The sequence below is a fragment of the Kitasatospora sp. NPDC086791 genome, from assembly GCF_040685975.1.
Classification (GTDB): Bacteria; Actinomycetota; Actinomycetes; order Streptomycetales; family Streptomycetaceae; genus Kitasatospora.
Map to the genome: position 1 here is coordinate 22,636 of NZ_JBFBOC010000035.1, position 15,323 is coordinate 37,958.

Here is a 15,323-nt window from a genome sequence, read left to right on the forward strand (position 1 = left end):
TTTGGGAAGTCACTGGCCCGAATTTCTCCTGCGGTGCACGCTCAAGGCGCACCGGTCGATTCCGTACGGTGCGTCGGCGAGAACGGAGAGTGCGCTGTGAGCGAGATGCAGGTGACGGTGCTCGGCAATGTCGCGACGGAGGTGAGCTACGGGGAAACCGCCGGCGGGGTGCCGATGGCCACCTTCCGGCTCGGCTGCACCGAGCGGCGGTACGACCGGCAGCGCGAGTGCTGGGTGGACGGCGGGACGCAGTGGGTGACGGTGACGGCCTGGCGGGCGCTGGCGGTGAACCTGATCGGCTCGCTGTCCAAGGGCGATCCGGTGCTGGTGAGCGGCCGGCTGCGGGTGCGGGAGTGGGCGGACGGGGAGGTGAAGCGCAGCCGGGCCGAGATCGACGCCCGATCGGTCGGACACGATCTCACCCGTGGTACCTCGGCGTTCCGTTGGGCGACCGGGGTGCGCGGGCAGCCGGCGGGCGGCGCGCGGGCGGTCGGGGCGGAGGTCGGGGCGGCCGCGGGGGACGAGGTGGTGCCGGAGTGGATCGTGAGCGCACTGGAGGCGCGCAGGGCCGCCGCGGCGGCCTCGGTCGCCCCGGCGGGGGTGCCGGCGGTCGCCCCGGCGCCCGGTCCGCGGGCGTTGCCGCCGGGTCCGCGGTCGGTGACGGACGGCCAGGAGGAGGTGTCCGAGGGGGAACGGGGAGGTGTCGGTACGGCTGCGCCGAACTGACCGGTCGGCGACCTTCTCTGTCGACAAATATGTTGATCGAGAAGGTTGGTGTGCCCGCACGCGCAATCCCGACCGGATAACGAAAAGTGGGTGGTGATTTTCTGGTCGTCCGTCAGCTTGTGTGGAACCTGGGAGGATTGATAACGATCCAGATACGGAATCGTCCTGATTTCGCATGGGGGTTTCGGGGCCTCTGGGGGTCAATAGGATTCGTCTGGTTCATACCCGCAGCAGTGCCACAGGGGGCACGCGCGGCACGGCAAGTCGGCGGGCTGCCCTTCGGCGCGGCCCGACCCGGAGGGATCCCAGATGTTCAAGAGGCAGGGGCGGAGTCTGTCCCGGATAAGCGCTGTCATGCTCACGGCCAGCATGGCGCTGGGTGGAGGCCTGTTCGCGGCCGGTGCGGCGGTCGCGGCGGACACCCCGGGTTCGGGTGTGACCGCCGTGGTGCAGCCCACGATGCTCGGCGAGAAGATCGACGTCGATGGCGACACGGTCGACGGCGGCCTGTTCACCCTCAAGACCGCCGACGGCGAGCTGCAGACCTACTGCATCGACTTCGGCTTCCCGGTCGACATTCGGAAGAAGATCCAGTACCAGGAGTCCGACTGGGCCTCCAGCTCCCTCGGCGACAAGAACAAGGTCGAGGCCGCCGCCAAGATCCGCTGGATCCTGGAGAACTCGTACCCCCAGGTCAAGGACCTCACGGCGCTCGCCAAGGCCGCCGGTGCGGGCAACCTGACCCCCGAGGACGCCGCCGCGGGCACCCAGGCCGCGATCTGGAAGTACTCGGACAACAAGAACGCCACGCCGCGCAGCGCCGACGCCACGAAGCTGCGCGACTACCTGACCGGCGCCGCCAACAAGGGCATCGCCGCCGAGCCCAAGCCCTCGCTGAGCCTCAGCCCGGACTCGGTCTCCGGCAAGTCCGGCGCCAAGCTCGGCCCGTTCACCCTCAACTCCAGCGCCTCCGAAGTGAAGCTGGCCGTCAGCGGCGACGCCGCCGACAAGGTCAAGCTGCTGGACAAGGACAACAAGCCGGTCGGCGGCTCGCTGGCCGGTCCGATCGCCAAGGACACCCAGCTGTTCCTGGACGTGCCGGCCGGCACCCCGGACGGCTCGGTGACGGTGAACGCCAGCGCCTCCACCGTGGTCTCCAGCGGCCGGGTCTTCCTCAGCAAGGGTTACACCCGTGAGGACCACAGCCAGACCATGATCCTGGCCGGCTCCACCAAGCTCAACGTCGCGGACGCCGCCAAGGCCACCTGGAAGCAGGGCAAGGGCGCGCTGATCGACAGCACCGCCAAGGTCGAGTGCGCCAACAACGGCGTGCGCGTCTCCGTCACCAACGGTGGCGACGAGGCCGGCACCGTCACGGTCGGCAAGCAGCAGGTGACCGTCCAGCCGGGCAAGACCGAGAGCGTGATCGTCCAGGTCGCCGAGAAGACCGGTTACGACATCACCGTCACCGGCCCGAACGGCTACAGCCGCGAGTTCAAGGGCGTCCTGGACTGCAAGACCGGCACCGGTACCCCGACCTCCGGCCCGACCACCCCGGCCCCGACCGGCAGCGGCAGCCCGACCGGCACCCCGTCCGGCACCCCGAGCACCGGCGCCGGCCACCCGTCCCCGGCGCCCACCAGCACCGCCCCGGGCACCGGTGGCCTGGCCCAGACCGGTGCCAATGACTCGACCCCGATCCTCGCCGCCGTCGCCGGTGGCCTGGTCGTGGCCGGTGGCGCCGCCGTCTTCGTCCTGCGCCGCCGCGGCCGCCACGGCCGCACCACCGCCTGACCCGGCTCCGCCGGCCCCGGGGGCACTGACCTCCTGAGGCCCTGACGCAGAGCCCGGCCCGGCCCCCCGCGATCACTGCGGGGGGCCGGGCTTCCGCGTTTCCCGGGGCGTTCCGTGGTTCCCCGGGGCGAGCTCCCGTGTTTTCCGTGGCCGGGCACCGGTGGGCGGGGCGGGTCGGCCGGTCAGCGGCCGGTGGAGTGCGGGAGGGCTCGTGCGGGCGGGACCGGGGATACCCCCGAGGGGCACCCCGGCGGTTCGGGGCCCGCGGCCGGGTGCGGCACAATGGAAGGCTGCAAGCCGAATTACTCCCGACGACGCCGGAGCGATCTCACGTGGCGGAATACATCTACACGATGCGCAAGGTGCGCAAGGCTCACGGAGACAAGGTCATCCTTGACGACGTGACGCTCAGCTTCCTCCCCGGAGCGAAGATCGGCGTCGTGGGCCCCAACGGCGCCGGTAAGTCCACCGTGCTGAAGATGATGGCCGGCCTGGAGCACCCCTCCAACGGCGACGCCTTCCTCTCGCCCGGCTTCACCGTCGGCATGCTGCTCCAGGAGCCGCCGCTGGACGAGTCCAAGACGGTCCTGGAGAACGTCCAGGACGGCGTCAAGGAGATCAAGGGCAAGCTCGACCGCTTCAACGAGATCGCCGAGCTGATGGCGACCGACTACTCGGACGCGCTGCTGGACGAGATGGGCAAGCTCCAGGAGGAGCTGGACCACGCCGAGGCCTGGGACCTGGACGCCCAGCTGGAGCAGGCCATGGACGCCCTGGGCTGCCCGCCCGGCGACTGGGCCGTCACCAAGCTCTCCGGCGGCGAGAAGCGCCGCGTGGCGCTCTGCAAGCTGCTGCTGGAGTCCCCCGACCTGCTGCTGCTCGACGAGCCCACCAACCACCTGGACGCCGAGTCGGTGAACTGGCTGGAGCAGCACCTCGCCAAGTACAAGGGCACCGTCGTCGCCGTCACCCACGACCGGTACTTCCTGGACAACGTGGCCGGCTGGATCCTGGAGCTCGACCGCGGCCGCGCGATCGGCTACGAGGGCAACTACTCCACCTACCTGGAGACCAAGCAGTCCCGTCTCAAGGTCGAGGGGCAGAAGGACGCCAAGCGCGCCAAGCGCCTCAAGGAAGAGCTGGAGTGGGTCCGCTCCAACGCCAAGGGCCGCCAGGCGAAGTCCAAGGCCCGCCTGGCCCGCTACGAGGAGATGGCGGCCGAGGCCGACAAGATGCGGAAGCTGGACTTCGAGGAGATCCAGATCCCGCCGGGCCCGCGCCTGGGCAGCGTCGTCATCGAGGTCGAGAACCTCAACAAGGCCTTCGGTGAGAAGGTCCTGATCGACGACCTCAGCTTCACCCTGCCGCGCAACGGCATCGTCGGCATCATCGGCCCGAACGGCGCCGGCAAGACCACCCTGTTCAAGATGCTCCAGGACCTGGAGACCCCGGACAGCGGCACGGTCAAGGTCGGCGAGACCGTCAAGATCAGCTACGTCGACCAGACCCGCTCCAACATCGACCCGAAGAAGACCCTCTGGGAGGTCGTCTCCGACGGTCTGGACTGGATCAACGTCGGCCAGGTCGAGATGCCGTCCCGCGCCTACGTGTCGGCCTTCGGCTTCAAGGGCCCGGACCAGCAGAAGCCGGCCGGCGTGCTCTCCGGCGGTGAGCGCAACCGGCTGAACCTGGCGCTCACCCTCAAGCAGGGCGGCAACCTGCTGCTCCTCGACGAGCCCACCAACGACCTCGACGTCGAGACGCTCTCCTCGCTGGAGAACGCCCTGCTGGAGTTCCCCGGCTGCGCCGTGGTCATCTCCCACGACCGTTGGTTCCTGGACCGGGTGGCCACCCACATCCTCGCCTACGAGGGCGAGAGCAAGTGGTTCTGGTTCGAGGGCAACTTCGAGTCCTACGAGAAGAACAAGATCGAGCGGCTCGGCGCCGACGCCGCCCGTCCGCACCGGGCCACGTACAAGAAGCTGACCCGAGGCTGACACCCAGCTGTCACGACGGCCCGGCAGACTGCCCTCCGGGGCGGCCTGCCGGGCCGCGGCCCGTCGCCACCGTCCGTCGCCCGCGAGGCGACGGCGGCGGCGGACCACCGGAACCGAGGAGAACACCCGTGGCTCGCCACATCTACGCCTGCCCGCTGCGCTGGTCCGACATGGACGCCTTCGGGCACGTCAACAACGTGGTCTTCCTGCGCTACCTGGAGGAGGCCCGGATCGACTTCATGTTCACCCAGGCCGCCGCGGCCGGTGCGGGGGAGTTCGCGGGCGGTTCGGTGGTGGCGCGCCACGAGATCGACTACAAGCGCCCGCTGGTGCACCGGCCGGAGCCGGTCACCATCGAGACCTGGGTGACGAAGATCGGCGGCGCCTCGCTGACCGTCTCCTACGAGATCAAGGACGTCGCCGAGGACGGCACCGAGACCGTGTACGTCCGGGCGTCCACCGTGGTCGTCCCCTACGACCTGGCCGAGGGCCGGCCGCGCCGGATCTCGCCCGTGGAGCGGGAGTTCCTCGGCCGCTTCCTGGACGGGGCCGACGCCGAGGCGAAGGCCGGCAGCGCGAAGACCGCCGCCGTGCCCGCTGCCGCCGTTCCCGCAGCGGTCTGACCGCCGGCTGACCCCCGTCCGAACGCCACGTGATGATGAGAGCTGAACCGCGTTGACCGTCACCGCCCGTCTCGCCCTGACCGACGCCGGGGAGGCCGCCGACCTCTCGGCCTTCCTGCTGCGCCTGCTGCGCTTCGACAAGGCGGCGGCCGTCCGCCTGCAGGCGGTGGGGCCGGGCGCCGAGGACGGCGTGCTGGCGGTCTTCGGGCGACTGCCGTTGGGCGGTTCGGGCGCGCTGGCGATCCGTACCGCGCGGCTGGGCGGCCTCGACGAGCCGGTGGACCTGACCGTCTCGGCGGGCCAACTGCTGGACGGTGTGGACGGCGAGCGGGGCAGCGTCGCGCTGCCCGCACCGGTGACCGGCCCGGCCTGGGCCGGACTGCTGCCGCCGCGCACCGGCTGGCGGCCCGCCGGGGCCCCGCCGGTGGCCGAGGTGTACCCCGAACTCATGGCCGGGGTGCGGGAGTTCCGCGAGCGCAGCGAGGCCGTGCCAGCGCACCACCGGACCCGTACGGTGCTGGACGCGCTGGCCGACGAGATCTGGTCCCGTCCGGTGTCCGCGCTGCCGGAGCTGCCGCTACGGGCGGTGCACGCCGCGTACGTGATGGGCTTCCTGAAGCCCGGGGCCCCGCTCTCCGCGCACCGGGCGGGCGGCTGGCTGCGGCTGAGCGCCCCAGCGGGCTCGGTGGCGGTGCGCACCGTGGCCGCGCCGGGCGCGGGGCTCGGGCTCAGCCCGGTCGGATAGCGCGGCCCGATCAGGCGGCCCGCACCGGCCCGCCGCCGACCGGCGGCCCCGCTCAGCCCTCGGTGTTGATCATCGAGGCGGCGGCGTACGTCAGGTAGTCCAGCAACTGCCGCTCGTGGTCGGCCGTCAGCTCCAGACTCGCGACGGCCGCCCCCATGTGCCTCAGCCAGGCGTCGTGGGCCGCGCGGTCGACCTTGAACGGCGCGTGCCGCATCCGCAGCCGGGGGTGGCCGCGCCGCTCGCCGTAGGTGCGCGGGCCGCCCCAGTACTGCATCAGGAACAGCGCCATCCGCTCCTCGGCCGGGCCGAGGTCGTCCTCCGGGTACATCGGCCGCAGCAGTTCGTCCTCGGCGATGCCCTCGTAGAAACGGTGGGCCAGACGTCGGAAGGTCGGCTCACCGCCGACCTGGTCGTAGAAGGTCTCCTCGCTCAACGTGCCCCGCCGGATCTCTCTCACCCGACCATGGTCGCAGACGCCGACGGGGTCGTACACCAGGACCAAAGGCGCGGGTCCGGAGGCGTACGACCCCATCGGGGTCAGCCGTCGGCGGGCGAGGGCCGCCGGGGAACGGTCAGGCGGGGAACGGTCAGGCGTCCTCCCACTTGAACAGCTTCCAGGCGATGCCGGTCAGCACCGCCGCGAAGAGCAGCAGGCCGCCCATGGTCGGCAGGGCGTCCATCACGCCGCCGCCGCGGGTCAGCACCGACTGGGCGGAGTTGACCAGGTAGTGCAGCGGCATGACCTTGGAGACGGTCTGCAGCCAGCCCGGAGCGCCGTCCAGCGGGAAGAACGAGCCGGACAGGAAGGACATCGGCAGCACGATGACCTGGGAGATGCCGTTGGCGGCCTCCTCGGTCTTGGCGACCGAGCCGGCCAGCAGGCCGATCGACATGAAGGCGAGCGTCGCGCAGGCCACCAGCGGGATGATCAGCCACCAGTCGCCGGTGAGCTTGAGCCCGAAGAAGCTGGTGGCCACGACCAGGAAGACGGCGCTCTGCAGGAGCGCGGTCAGCAGTGAGACCACGATCCGGGAACTGACGACCGTGCCCGCGTTGATCGGGGCCAGCCGCAGCCGGCGCAGCACCTTGGTCTTGCGCCAGTTGACCAGCGTCAGCGCGGCGCCGAACACCGCGCCGGTGGCGATGGCCCAGCCGAGCAGGCCGGGGGTGAGGAACTGGATCGGCTTGAGCGACTTGTCCTCGACCTGCCGGGCGTCCAGCACGTAGGCCGGGGGCTGGCCGGTGGCGGCCTGGTTGGCGCTCTGGACCACCGAGTCGAGGATGCCCTGGAGCGCGCCGGCGCGGACGGTGTCGGCGGCGCTGTAGCGAAGTTCGACCTTGCCGTCCGGGCCCTGCGTGATCATCGCGTCGTAGTCGCCCTTGCGGACCTTCTCCAGGGTGGCCGACTCGTCGTCGGTCCTGGTGATGGTGAGGACGTCGGTCAGCGCCGTCCGGGCCTGGCCCTGCATCGAGTCGAACAGCTTCACCGCGCCGACCTGCGCCACCTTGGCGTGCGGGCTGCCGGAGCCCTTGGACACGGTGCCGAAGAAGACCAGGAACACCAGCGGGAAGAGCAGGATGAAGAAGGTCGCGGTGCGGTCGCGCTTCATGCCGAGCAGCATCGCGCGGGACAGGCTCCAGAACGCGCTGACCCGTTCCCGCTCGCCGGCGGCGGCGCCGGCCGGACCGCCCCGCTGGGCGGGGACCTTCGGCTCGGCGGGGGTGGTGGCGGTCATGCGCGGAACTCCCGTCCGGTCAGCTGGAGGAAGACGTCCTCCAGGGTGGCGCCGCGCACTTCGAGGCCGCGCAGTGCGTTCTGCTCGGCCAGGACGCTGAGCACCGGGGCCGGAAGGCGGGTGGAGACGGAGAGCGAGACGGTGTCGTCCTCCAGGGTGGCGATGTCGGCGCCGGCCGCGGTCAGCAGCTCGCGGGCGCGGTCGACCGGCAGCTGGCCGGAGGCCACGCTGATCCGGACGGTGTCGTCGATCTCGCGGATCAGCGCCGCCGGGGCGCCGGTGTGCAGGATCTTCCCGTGGTCCATGATCGAGACCCGGTCGCAGAGCACCTCGGCCTCGTCCAGGTAGTGCGTGGTGAGCACGACCGTGCGGCCCTCGGCGTTGATGTCGCGCAGGAGGTCCCAGAGGTTGCGCCGGGCCTGCGGGTCCAGACCGGTGGTGGGCTCGTCCAGGAAGACGAGCTCCGGGTCGTGGGCCAGCGCGCAGGCGATCGACAGGCGCTGGGCCTGGCCGCCGGACATCTGGTCAGTCAGCGTCCCGGCCTTGTCGGCCAGGCCGACCCGCTCCAGCATCGCGTCGGCCCGCCTGGGGCCCACCCCGTAGAACGACGCGAAGGTGCGGATGGTCTCCCGGGCCGTCAGTTTCCGGAAGAAGGCGGAGGCCTGGAACTGCACGCCGATTCGCGGCAGCAGTTTCGGATTGCGCGGCCAGGGAGCCATCCCCAGCAGCTCGATCCGGCCCTCGTCCGGTTTCCGGACGCCCTCCAGGATCTCCATGGTGGTGGTCTTCCCGGCGCCGTTGGGGCCCAGGATCCCGTAGAACTCGCCGGCCTCGACGGTGAGGGACACCCCGTCGACGGCCTGCACATCCCCGTACCGCTGACGGATGCCGTCGGCGGATATAGCTGCAGTCATGGGCCCTGAGAATAGGGGTCCCGGGGTGTCCTGTGCACACCGCGGGGGCGGGATTTGCAGATCCTTTGAGGAGCCGGGGAGAAAGGCCGGGCCGGGCGAAATGTCGAATTCCGCCCGGCCCGGCCGGAGTTGTTGCTGACGCGCGCTCAGGGGGGCGTCAGGCGCGGTGCACCGTGATGGTCGTCCAGGCGCCGATGTGGATCCGGTCGCCGTCGTTCAGCGGCACCGCGGTGTGCGGGGAGACCGGGTCCGCGCCGCCGTTCATGGTGGTGCCGTTGGTCGAGTCCTGGTCCACCAGCACCCAGCTGCCGTCCGCCTGTTCGGCGAGCAGCGCGTGCTGGTGCGAGGCACCCGGGTCCTCCGGGGGCACCGACAGGTCGATCTCCGGCACGGTGCCCCGGTGCTGGCTGCGCCGGCCGATCCGCAGCTGGCCGCGGCCGGTCAGCGGGATCCGGCGCTCGGGGCAGTACGGCGGGAAGAACAGGCCGGCCGCCTCGGGGCCGCTGCGGGCCATCATGTCGGTGAAGTAGTCCCGGTCGGCCGCGACCACGGCGATCCAGGTGGTGCGCACCGGCTCGGCCGGGGCGGCCTCCTGCTGGGGCTGCTGCGGCTGCGGCGGGGCGAGGTGGAAGGAGGTGCCGAAGTCGCCGCCGCGGTTGTTCGGGCCGGGGCCGGCCGGCTGGGCGTACACCGGACCGGAGTCCTCGCGGAACGTGCCCTCGGGGAACGCGCCCTCCGGTGTGGGCCCCTCCTGGCCGAAGGCGGGCGGGTAGCCGTAGGTGTGCGGCTGCGCCGGGGCCTGCGGCTGCTGCGGGGCACCGCCGTACGCCGCCGGGATGTTCAGCGGGGGCGGCTGGGCCGGGCCGGGCGCGGGCGCGCCGGCGGCCGGGGCCTGGCGGCGCGACGGCGTGGCGAGCTCGTAGTCGTAGCCGCAGTCCTCGCAGAACCGGCCGGTCTGCGGGCTGCGGCAGATCGGGCAGACGGTCAGGCCCTCGGTGAGGCCCTGCGCCGCCGGGTGGCCGGCGGGCGGGTAGCCGCCGGGCGGCGGGAAGGCGCCCGGCGGGGGAGTCGGACCCGGGTGCGGGAAGGGCGCGGGCGGCGGCGGGGGCATCGGCGGCGCACCGAAGGGCGCCCCGCCGTGCTCCGGGTGCCCGGCGGGTGCGCCGGGCGAGGGGTCGCCGCCGGGCGTCCCCGGGTAGCCCCCGTGAGCGCCATGGGCACCGGGTGCGCCGGGGTTCGGGGCCGGCGGCGTCATCGGGAAGCCGCAGAAGTCGCACCAGTCCTCGGCCTGCGACTCGTGGCCCCTCGGGCAGATCGGCATCAGGTCCCCCTCGTTTCGGGCCGGCTGGGTGCGGCGTCGCGCCGGGGTGCCGGTCCGGTCACGTCTTCAGCGGTCACTTCTTCACACGTACCGTCTTGGTGGACCGGGTCTCGAGGGTCATCGAGTCGGCCTCGCTCACGTTCTTACGGAACCGAACCGTACCCTCCTTCGGGTCCACCACGTCCACCACCTTCTGCAGCAGCTTGTACGTGCCCTCGTTCCCGGTCGCGTGCGCGATCCGGACGGCGGCGCCCAGCTTGGCGGTGGCGGTGTCGACGTCCCCGGCGCGGTGGGCCTCCAGGCCCTCCTGGATGGAGGAGGCCAGCTCGGCCTGCCCGGTGTAGTGGGCGACCTGCGGGCTGATCCGGGTGGAGGAGGCCAGGTCGTCGGTCCAGACCGCCTTGACCAGGCCCTGGCTGAGCACCTCGGGGGTGCCGCCGCCGACCTGCGGCAGCACCAGGCTGATCCGGGCGGCGAGCATCTCGCTGCCGATCGCGGCGGCCGGGACCTGGACGCAGACGTGGTAGTCGCGGCTCTCGTCGCCCCAGGAGCCGGTGGGGTAGTCGCCGGCCCGGGGCCCGGCCTCGGTCCGGCGGGCGGTCAGGTCCTCGACCGCGGGGGCGACCTGCTTGACGAACTTCACGGTGGCGTTGGCCGGGGTCCAGACCCGCAGCGCGACGTCGGCGACCTGCTTGCCCATCGCCCCGGTCATCATCGAGCGGAAGTCCTCGGCCAGGCCGGAGGGCTCGGCGACGATGTCGACGGTGCCGAGCAGCGCCGAGGAGATGGTGCGCAGTTCGTCGACCCGCCAGTCGGTGCCCACGCCCCGGCAGTCCGCGGTGAAGTGGCCGGTGACCCGCTCGACGGTACGGGCCAGGTCCTCCGCCGACTCGTGCTCGTTGTTGCCGTCGGTGAGCAGGATGGTGTGCCGGATGGCGATGTCGCGGCGGGTCAGGAAGAGCTTGTCGGCCTTGGTCAGCCAGGTGCCCATCGCGGTGCCGCCGGCCGCGGTCAGGCGGCGCAGCGACTCCTTGGCCCGCTCGCGGGTGGTGGCGGAGGCGGTGGCGAGGGTGCCGTCGCCGGGGTAGATGTCGCGGGCCTCGTGGGTGCCGGCGACCACGGCGAAGGCGGTGCCGTCGCGCAGCGCGTCGATGGCCGCGGCGGTGGCCTCGCGGGCCCCGTTGATCTTGGTCTTGGGGTAGTCCATCGACCCCGAGCAGTCCACCAGGATCACCACGGCGGCGGCCGCCTCGGCCCCGGTGCCGGTCCCGGCCGGGCCGGCGTCGGTGATCCCGAGCGGGCGGCCGCCGGAGGTGCCGCCGCCGGTCGAGGTGACGGTGACGATGGCGTTGACCTCGCGGGCGCCGTCGGCCAGGTACTCGTTCTGGAAGATCTCCACGTCGAACCTGGGCAGGTTCGGCTTCGCCAGTGTTGCCATGGGGCGGTCGGCTCCCGTCGGGTGAGGGGGTGGATGCGATCAGGACGGTGGGGCGGTCCGCCGGTGGGCCGGCGGACCGTGGTGCCGCGGTGTCGCGCTGTCGTGGCGCCGTGCTGTCGGGCGGACGGCGGGTCAGGAGGACGGCGGGTCAGGCCGTCGGCGGCTGCGGCGGCTGCGGAGGGACGGGCGGTGCGGCGGGCGGTGCCGGCGGGAGCGGCGGGGCCGGGGGCAGCGGGGCGGCGGGGGAACCGATCACCGGGAGGTCCGGCAGGGTCGGGTCGTGGTCCTCGTCGTCCTCCGGGGCCGGGTGCGCGGCCCGTCCCGGCACCGGCAGGTCCAGCGCCGTGGGGCTCCGCTCGGTCTCCTCGACCGGCACGGCGGGCGGGTCGATCGGCAGCACCGCGACGGTGATGTTGTCGTGGCCGCCGGCGGCGACCGCGAACTTCACCAGGGTCCGGGCCGTCGCGAGCGGCTCGGTGCGGGCGTCCGGGCGGACGTAGTGGGCCAGGTCGGTGGCCGCCTCGGCGTAGTTCCACAGTCCGTCGGTGCAGATCAGCACCACTCCGGGGACGTGCGGGGTGAAGTCGAGGGTGTGCGGTACGACCTCCTCGGCGTCGGCGCCGAGCCAGCCGGTGATCGCGTGCGCGCGGGGGTCGGCGTAGGCCTCGGCCTCGCTCATCAGCCCGGCCTCGACCATCCGGGCCGCCCAGGAGTCGTCCTGGGTGAGCCGGAAGGGCTCGGCGGCGGCGCGGTCGTCCGGGATCCAGTACGCCCGGGTGTCGCCGACCCACCCGATGGTGACCCGGCTGCCCGCCGCTATCGCGCTGACGAAGGTGCAGGCGGGCGCGTTGAGGTCGGGCCGGACCGGGCCGGAGCCGCCGGTGGCCAGGTCGGCGACGGCCTTGGCGGCGTCGGCGACGGCCGCGCGCATCGCCTCGTTCGGGTCCCGGCCGGCCTCCAGCGAGGTCAGCAGCGACTCGGAGGCGGCGTCGACGGCGGTCGCCGAGGCCTCGTCCGGACGGTCGGAGGAGGAGACGCCGTCGCACACCACGGCGACCACGACCGGCCCGCCGCCGGGCAGCGAGCTCGCGGCGACGGTGAAGCTGTCCTCGTTGCGGTGGTGGCGCACGCCGCGGTCGCTGACCCCGGCGACGCCCGCGAGCGCCTTCTCCATGTGGTCGCGCGGGCGCGGCTGGGCCTGGCCGCAGCCCTCGCAGTAGCCGTCCGCGGCGACCTGCGGCTGCCCGCAGTGCACGCAGACCGGCCCGCGCTGCTGGGGCACGGCCTCACCCCGGGCGGTGGCCCAGCCGGTGGGCATCGCGCCCGGGGCGGCCCGGCCGTTCCGACCGGCCCCGCAGGAGCCGCAGTAGGCGTCCTCCGGGTCCATCGGCTCGGAACAGCTCGGGCACTCGGTCTGCTGCGGCATCGGCTACACCCACGTCCTGGGACGGGCTCGGTTGGCCCGCTCCACCATCTCGATCCTGGTCTCCGCCCGGTCGGCCAACCGGGCGAGTACCCGGTAGGACTGCTCCAGGGCGAAGCGCAGTTCCCGCTCCTGCGCGGGACGTCCCAGCAGGACCAGGTCGGCGGCCTTCGCCACCCCGGCCGACCCGGCGCCGAGCCAGCCGAGGGCCGTGCCGAGCACCTCGACCGAGAGCTCCTCGCGGCGGCGGTCGTCCAGCCGCAGTGCGGTCAGCTGCGCGGAGCTCGCGCCGAGGTCGGCGGCCAGTTCGTCGGTGGCGGGGCGCTCGCGCAGCCGGGCCCGGACGGCGGCGATCCGGGCGGCGGTGTACTGGCTGGAGGTGGCCGGGACGGACTCCAGGACGCGGACCGCGCCGGGTCGGTCGTCCTCGGCCAGCCGGACCCGGGCCAGCCCGAAGGCGGCGCTCAGGTAGGCCTGGTCGGTGGCCCACACCAGCCGGTAGAACTCGGCCGCGTCACCGGCGTCGCCGAGCAGTTCGGCGCAGATGGCGAGGGCCAGCTTGGGCGCGGCCTCGCCGGGGAAGGCGTCGTAGACCGCGTCGAAGGCCTCGGCGCCGGCCCGCAGGGCCGCGATCCGCCCGCCCGCCTCCGGGTGCTCGGGGTCCGAGTCACCGGAGGGCTCCTGGGCGGCCCCGACCAGGGCGGCCAGGCCGCGGTACCAGACCACCCGCCAGTCGTCCGGCTGGTCCCGCTCCAGTTCGTCGAGGCGGGTCTCGGCCTCGCGGTGGCGGCCGAGTTCGAGCAGGGCGCGCAGTTCGCGCAGCCGGCTCTCCACCGAGACGGCCGGTGCGCCGGCCAGGGCGACGAGCGCCTCCTCGGGGTCGGGCGAGAGCAGGGTGGCGAGGAAGCCGGCATTGGGGTCGCCCGGGTCCACCCGGGGGATGGGCAGGGCGAGGGCGGCGCCGGCCGGGTCCAGGCCGGCCACCCGGAGCTGCCCGGCCTGCTCGGTGGGCAGCACCAACTCGGTGTCCACGACGCGCAGTTCGGGGCCGAAGAGGGTGGAGAGCGCCGGGTAGGGGCGGTCGTTCTGGAGGGCCAGGATCTCCCGCAGCACGCCGGTCAGCTGATCGGCCATCTCCTCGGCGGAGGCGAAGCGGCGGGCCGGGTCCGGGTCGGTGGCGCGCACCAGCAGGCGGTAGTACGACTCGTACCGGGCGAAGGCCTCGACGTCCTCCGGGCCGGGCAGCGAGTCGCGGTGGGTGCCGCTGTACCCCTGGAAGTCGAAGGTGAGCACCGCGAGGGTGCGGGCCACGGTGTACAGGTCGGAGGCGGGGGAGGGGCCCTCGGTGGCGATCTCCGGGGCCTGGTAGCCGATGGTGCCGTAGATCGGGCCGTCGTCGTCGAGGCGGCGGACGGCGCCCATGTCGATGATCTTGAGCGTGTCGCCGCTCTGGATCGCGTTGTCGATCTTGAAGTCGCAGTACACCAGGCCCCGGCCGTGCAGGTAGCCCAGGGCGGGCAGCGCCTCCAGCGCGTACGCGATCGCCTGCTCGACCGGCAGCGGCTCGCGCCGGCCGTCCGGGGTGCGGCGCTCGTTGGCGATGTCCTTGAGCGACTTGCCGCCGACGTACTCCATGACGATGTAGCCGTCGGTGGCGCCGGTGCGCAGGTCCGGGTGCTCGGCGAAGTTGATGATCCGGACGATGTTCGGGTGGTCCACCTCGGCCAGGAAGCGCCGTTCGGCGACGGCCGCGGCCAGCGCGTCCTCGTCCCCGGTGTCCAGCAGGCCCTTGAGGACCACCCACTTGTCGTCGAGCCGCCGGTCCACCGCCAGGTAGATCCAGCCGAGCCCGCCGTGCGCCAGGCAGCCCACCACCTCGTACTGCCCGCCGACCAGGTCGCCCCGGCGCAGCTTGGGGGTGAACGAGTACGGCGTGCCGCACTTGGTGCAGAAGCCGTCCGGGCGGCCCGGGTGGCCGTTCTTCTCCCGGCCCACCGGGGCCTCGCACTTGGAGCAGAACCGCTTGCGCTCGGGCACCTCCGGGTTGTCCAGCACCGCCCGGGCCGGGTCGGCCGTCTCGACGGTCGGCACGGTGACCAGGCCGGCGCCCAGCCGGTTGCGGGTGCCCGCGCTGGTGCTGCCCCGGGTCGAGCGCACCGAGACCGAGCGGCTGCTGCCGGTGCGGGTCGAGCGGTGCGAACGGGAGCGGCCGGACATCGAGCGGGCCGAGCCGGTGCGGGCCGACATCGAGCGGACCGAGCCGCTGCGGCCGGAGTCCGGGGCGGAGGCCCGGGCGGACGGGACGTACGGCTGGGTGACGCCGGTGTCGGGGCCGGGCGGGGTGAGGCCGCACTCGTCGCAGTAGCCGTCCGGGTCGATGGTGCCGGAGCAGTCGCGCGGGCAGGCCGACCCGGGGCCGGCGGCACCGGCCCCCGCCGGTGTGCCCGCCTCCGCCCCCGCCTTCGCCCCCGCCGCTCCCGTCGTGGGTGCCCCGGTCGTCGCGGTGGTCCCGCCTTCCGGGGCCAGTCCGCACTCGTCGCAGTAGCCGTCGGCGTCGATCCGGCCGCCGCCTGAGCAGTCCGACCGTGCGCACGTCTCGCCCATCT

The 15,323-nt window shown here is 73.1% G+C and carries 12 protein-coding genes; 5 read left to right on the top strand and 7 right to left on the bottom strand.

The genetic code is table 11. From position 1 onward, the window contains the following. The first annotated feature begins 105 nt into the window (after nt 1-105). The 5 genes from AB0Q99_RS29685 (at nt 106) to AB0Q99_RS29705 (ending at nt 5,885) form a co-directional block, all read left to right on the top strand. The gene (locus tag AB0Q99_RS29685) at nt 106-726 is read left to right on the top strand and encodes a single-stranded DNA-binding protein (RefSeq protein ID WP_363576696.1); all 621 of its coding nucleotides are present in this window, start codon (nt 106-108) and stop codon (nt 724-726) included. A 354-nt stretch (nt 727-1,080) separates the two neighbouring features. Continuing rightward, a complete protein-coding gene (locus AB0Q99_RS29690) occupies nt 1,081-2,520 on the top strand; it encodes a Cys-Gln thioester bond-forming surface protein (protein WP_363576661.1) in 1,440 nt (479 codons plus the stop codon). A gap of 332 nt (nt 2,521-2,852) precedes the next feature. Then, nucleotides 2,853-4,517 (top strand): energy-dependent translational throttle protein EttA, encoded by a 1,665-nt coding sequence (ettA, locus tag AB0Q99_RS29695; protein ID WP_363576662.1) that lies wholly within the window; start codon nt 2,853-2,855, stop codon nt 4,515-4,517. 128 nt (nt 4,518-4,645) lie between these two features. Beyond that, nucleotides 4,646-5,140, top strand: coding sequence for a thioesterase family protein (locus tag AB0Q99_RS29700; RefSeq protein ID WP_363576663.1), 495 nt, complete (start codon nt 4,646-4,648; stop codon nt 5,138-5,140). 52 nt (nt 5,141-5,192) lie between these two features. After that, on the top strand, nt 5,193-5,885 hold the full coding sequence (locus AB0Q99_RS29705; RefSeq protein WP_363576664.1) for a hypothetical protein: 693 nt from the start codon (nt 5,193-5,195) through the stop codon (nt 5,883-5,885). A gap of 52 nt (nt 5,886-5,937) precedes the next feature. Here AB0Q99_RS29705 and AB0Q99_RS29710 read toward each other — a convergent pair whose 3' ends face one another. The 7 genes from AB0Q99_RS29710 to AB0Q99_RS29740 all read right to left on the bottom strand — a co-directional run bounded on the left by AB0Q99_RS29710 (nt 5,938) and on the right by AB0Q99_RS29740 (nt 15,321). Next, the gene (locus AB0Q99_RS29710; protein ID WP_363576665.1) at nt 5,938-6,342 is read right to left on the bottom strand and encodes a globin; all 405 of its coding nucleotides are present in this window, start codon (nt 6,340-6,342) and stop codon (nt 5,938-5,940) included. A gap of 130 nt (nt 6,343-6,472) precedes the next feature. Next, complete coding sequence (locus tag AB0Q99_RS29715) at nt 6,473-7,621, bottom strand: ABC transporter permease (protein WP_363576666.1); 1,149 nt, start codon at nt 7,619-7,621, stop codon at nt 6,473-6,475. Continuing rightward, complete coding sequence (locus AB0Q99_RS29720; protein ID WP_363576667.1) at nt 7,618-8,535, bottom strand: ABC transporter ATP-binding protein; 918 nt, start codon at nt 8,533-8,535, stop codon at nt 7,618-7,620. Before AB0Q99_RS29720 ends, AB0Q99_RS29715 begins: the two co-directional genes overlap by 4 nt. A gap of 157 nt (nt 8,536-8,692) precedes the next feature. Next, nucleotides 8,693-9,856, bottom strand: coding sequence for an FHA domain-containing protein (locus AB0Q99_RS29725; protein ID WP_363576668.1), 1,164 nt, complete (start codon nt 9,854-9,856; stop codon nt 8,693-8,695). A 73-nt stretch (nt 9,857-9,929) separates the two neighbouring features. Then, nucleotides 9,930-11,294, bottom strand: coding sequence for a VWA domain-containing protein (locus AB0Q99_RS29730; RefSeq protein ID WP_363576669.1), 1,365 nt, complete (start codon nt 11,292-11,294; stop codon nt 9,930-9,932). A 148-nt stretch (nt 11,295-11,442) separates the two neighbouring features. Further along, nucleotides 11,443-12,720 (bottom strand): PP2C family serine/threonine-protein phosphatase, encoded by a 1,278-nt coding sequence (locus AB0Q99_RS29735; RefSeq protein ID WP_363576670.1) that lies wholly within the window; start codon nt 12,718-12,720, stop codon nt 11,443-11,445. 3 nt (nt 12,721-12,723) lie between these two features. Continuing rightward, entirely contained in the window at nt 12,724-15,321 is a 2,598-nt protein-coding gene (locus AB0Q99_RS29740) for a tetratricopeptide repeat protein (RefSeq protein ID WP_363576671.1), read from the bottom strand. Between the last annotated feature and the right edge of the window lie 2 nt (nt 15,322-15,323).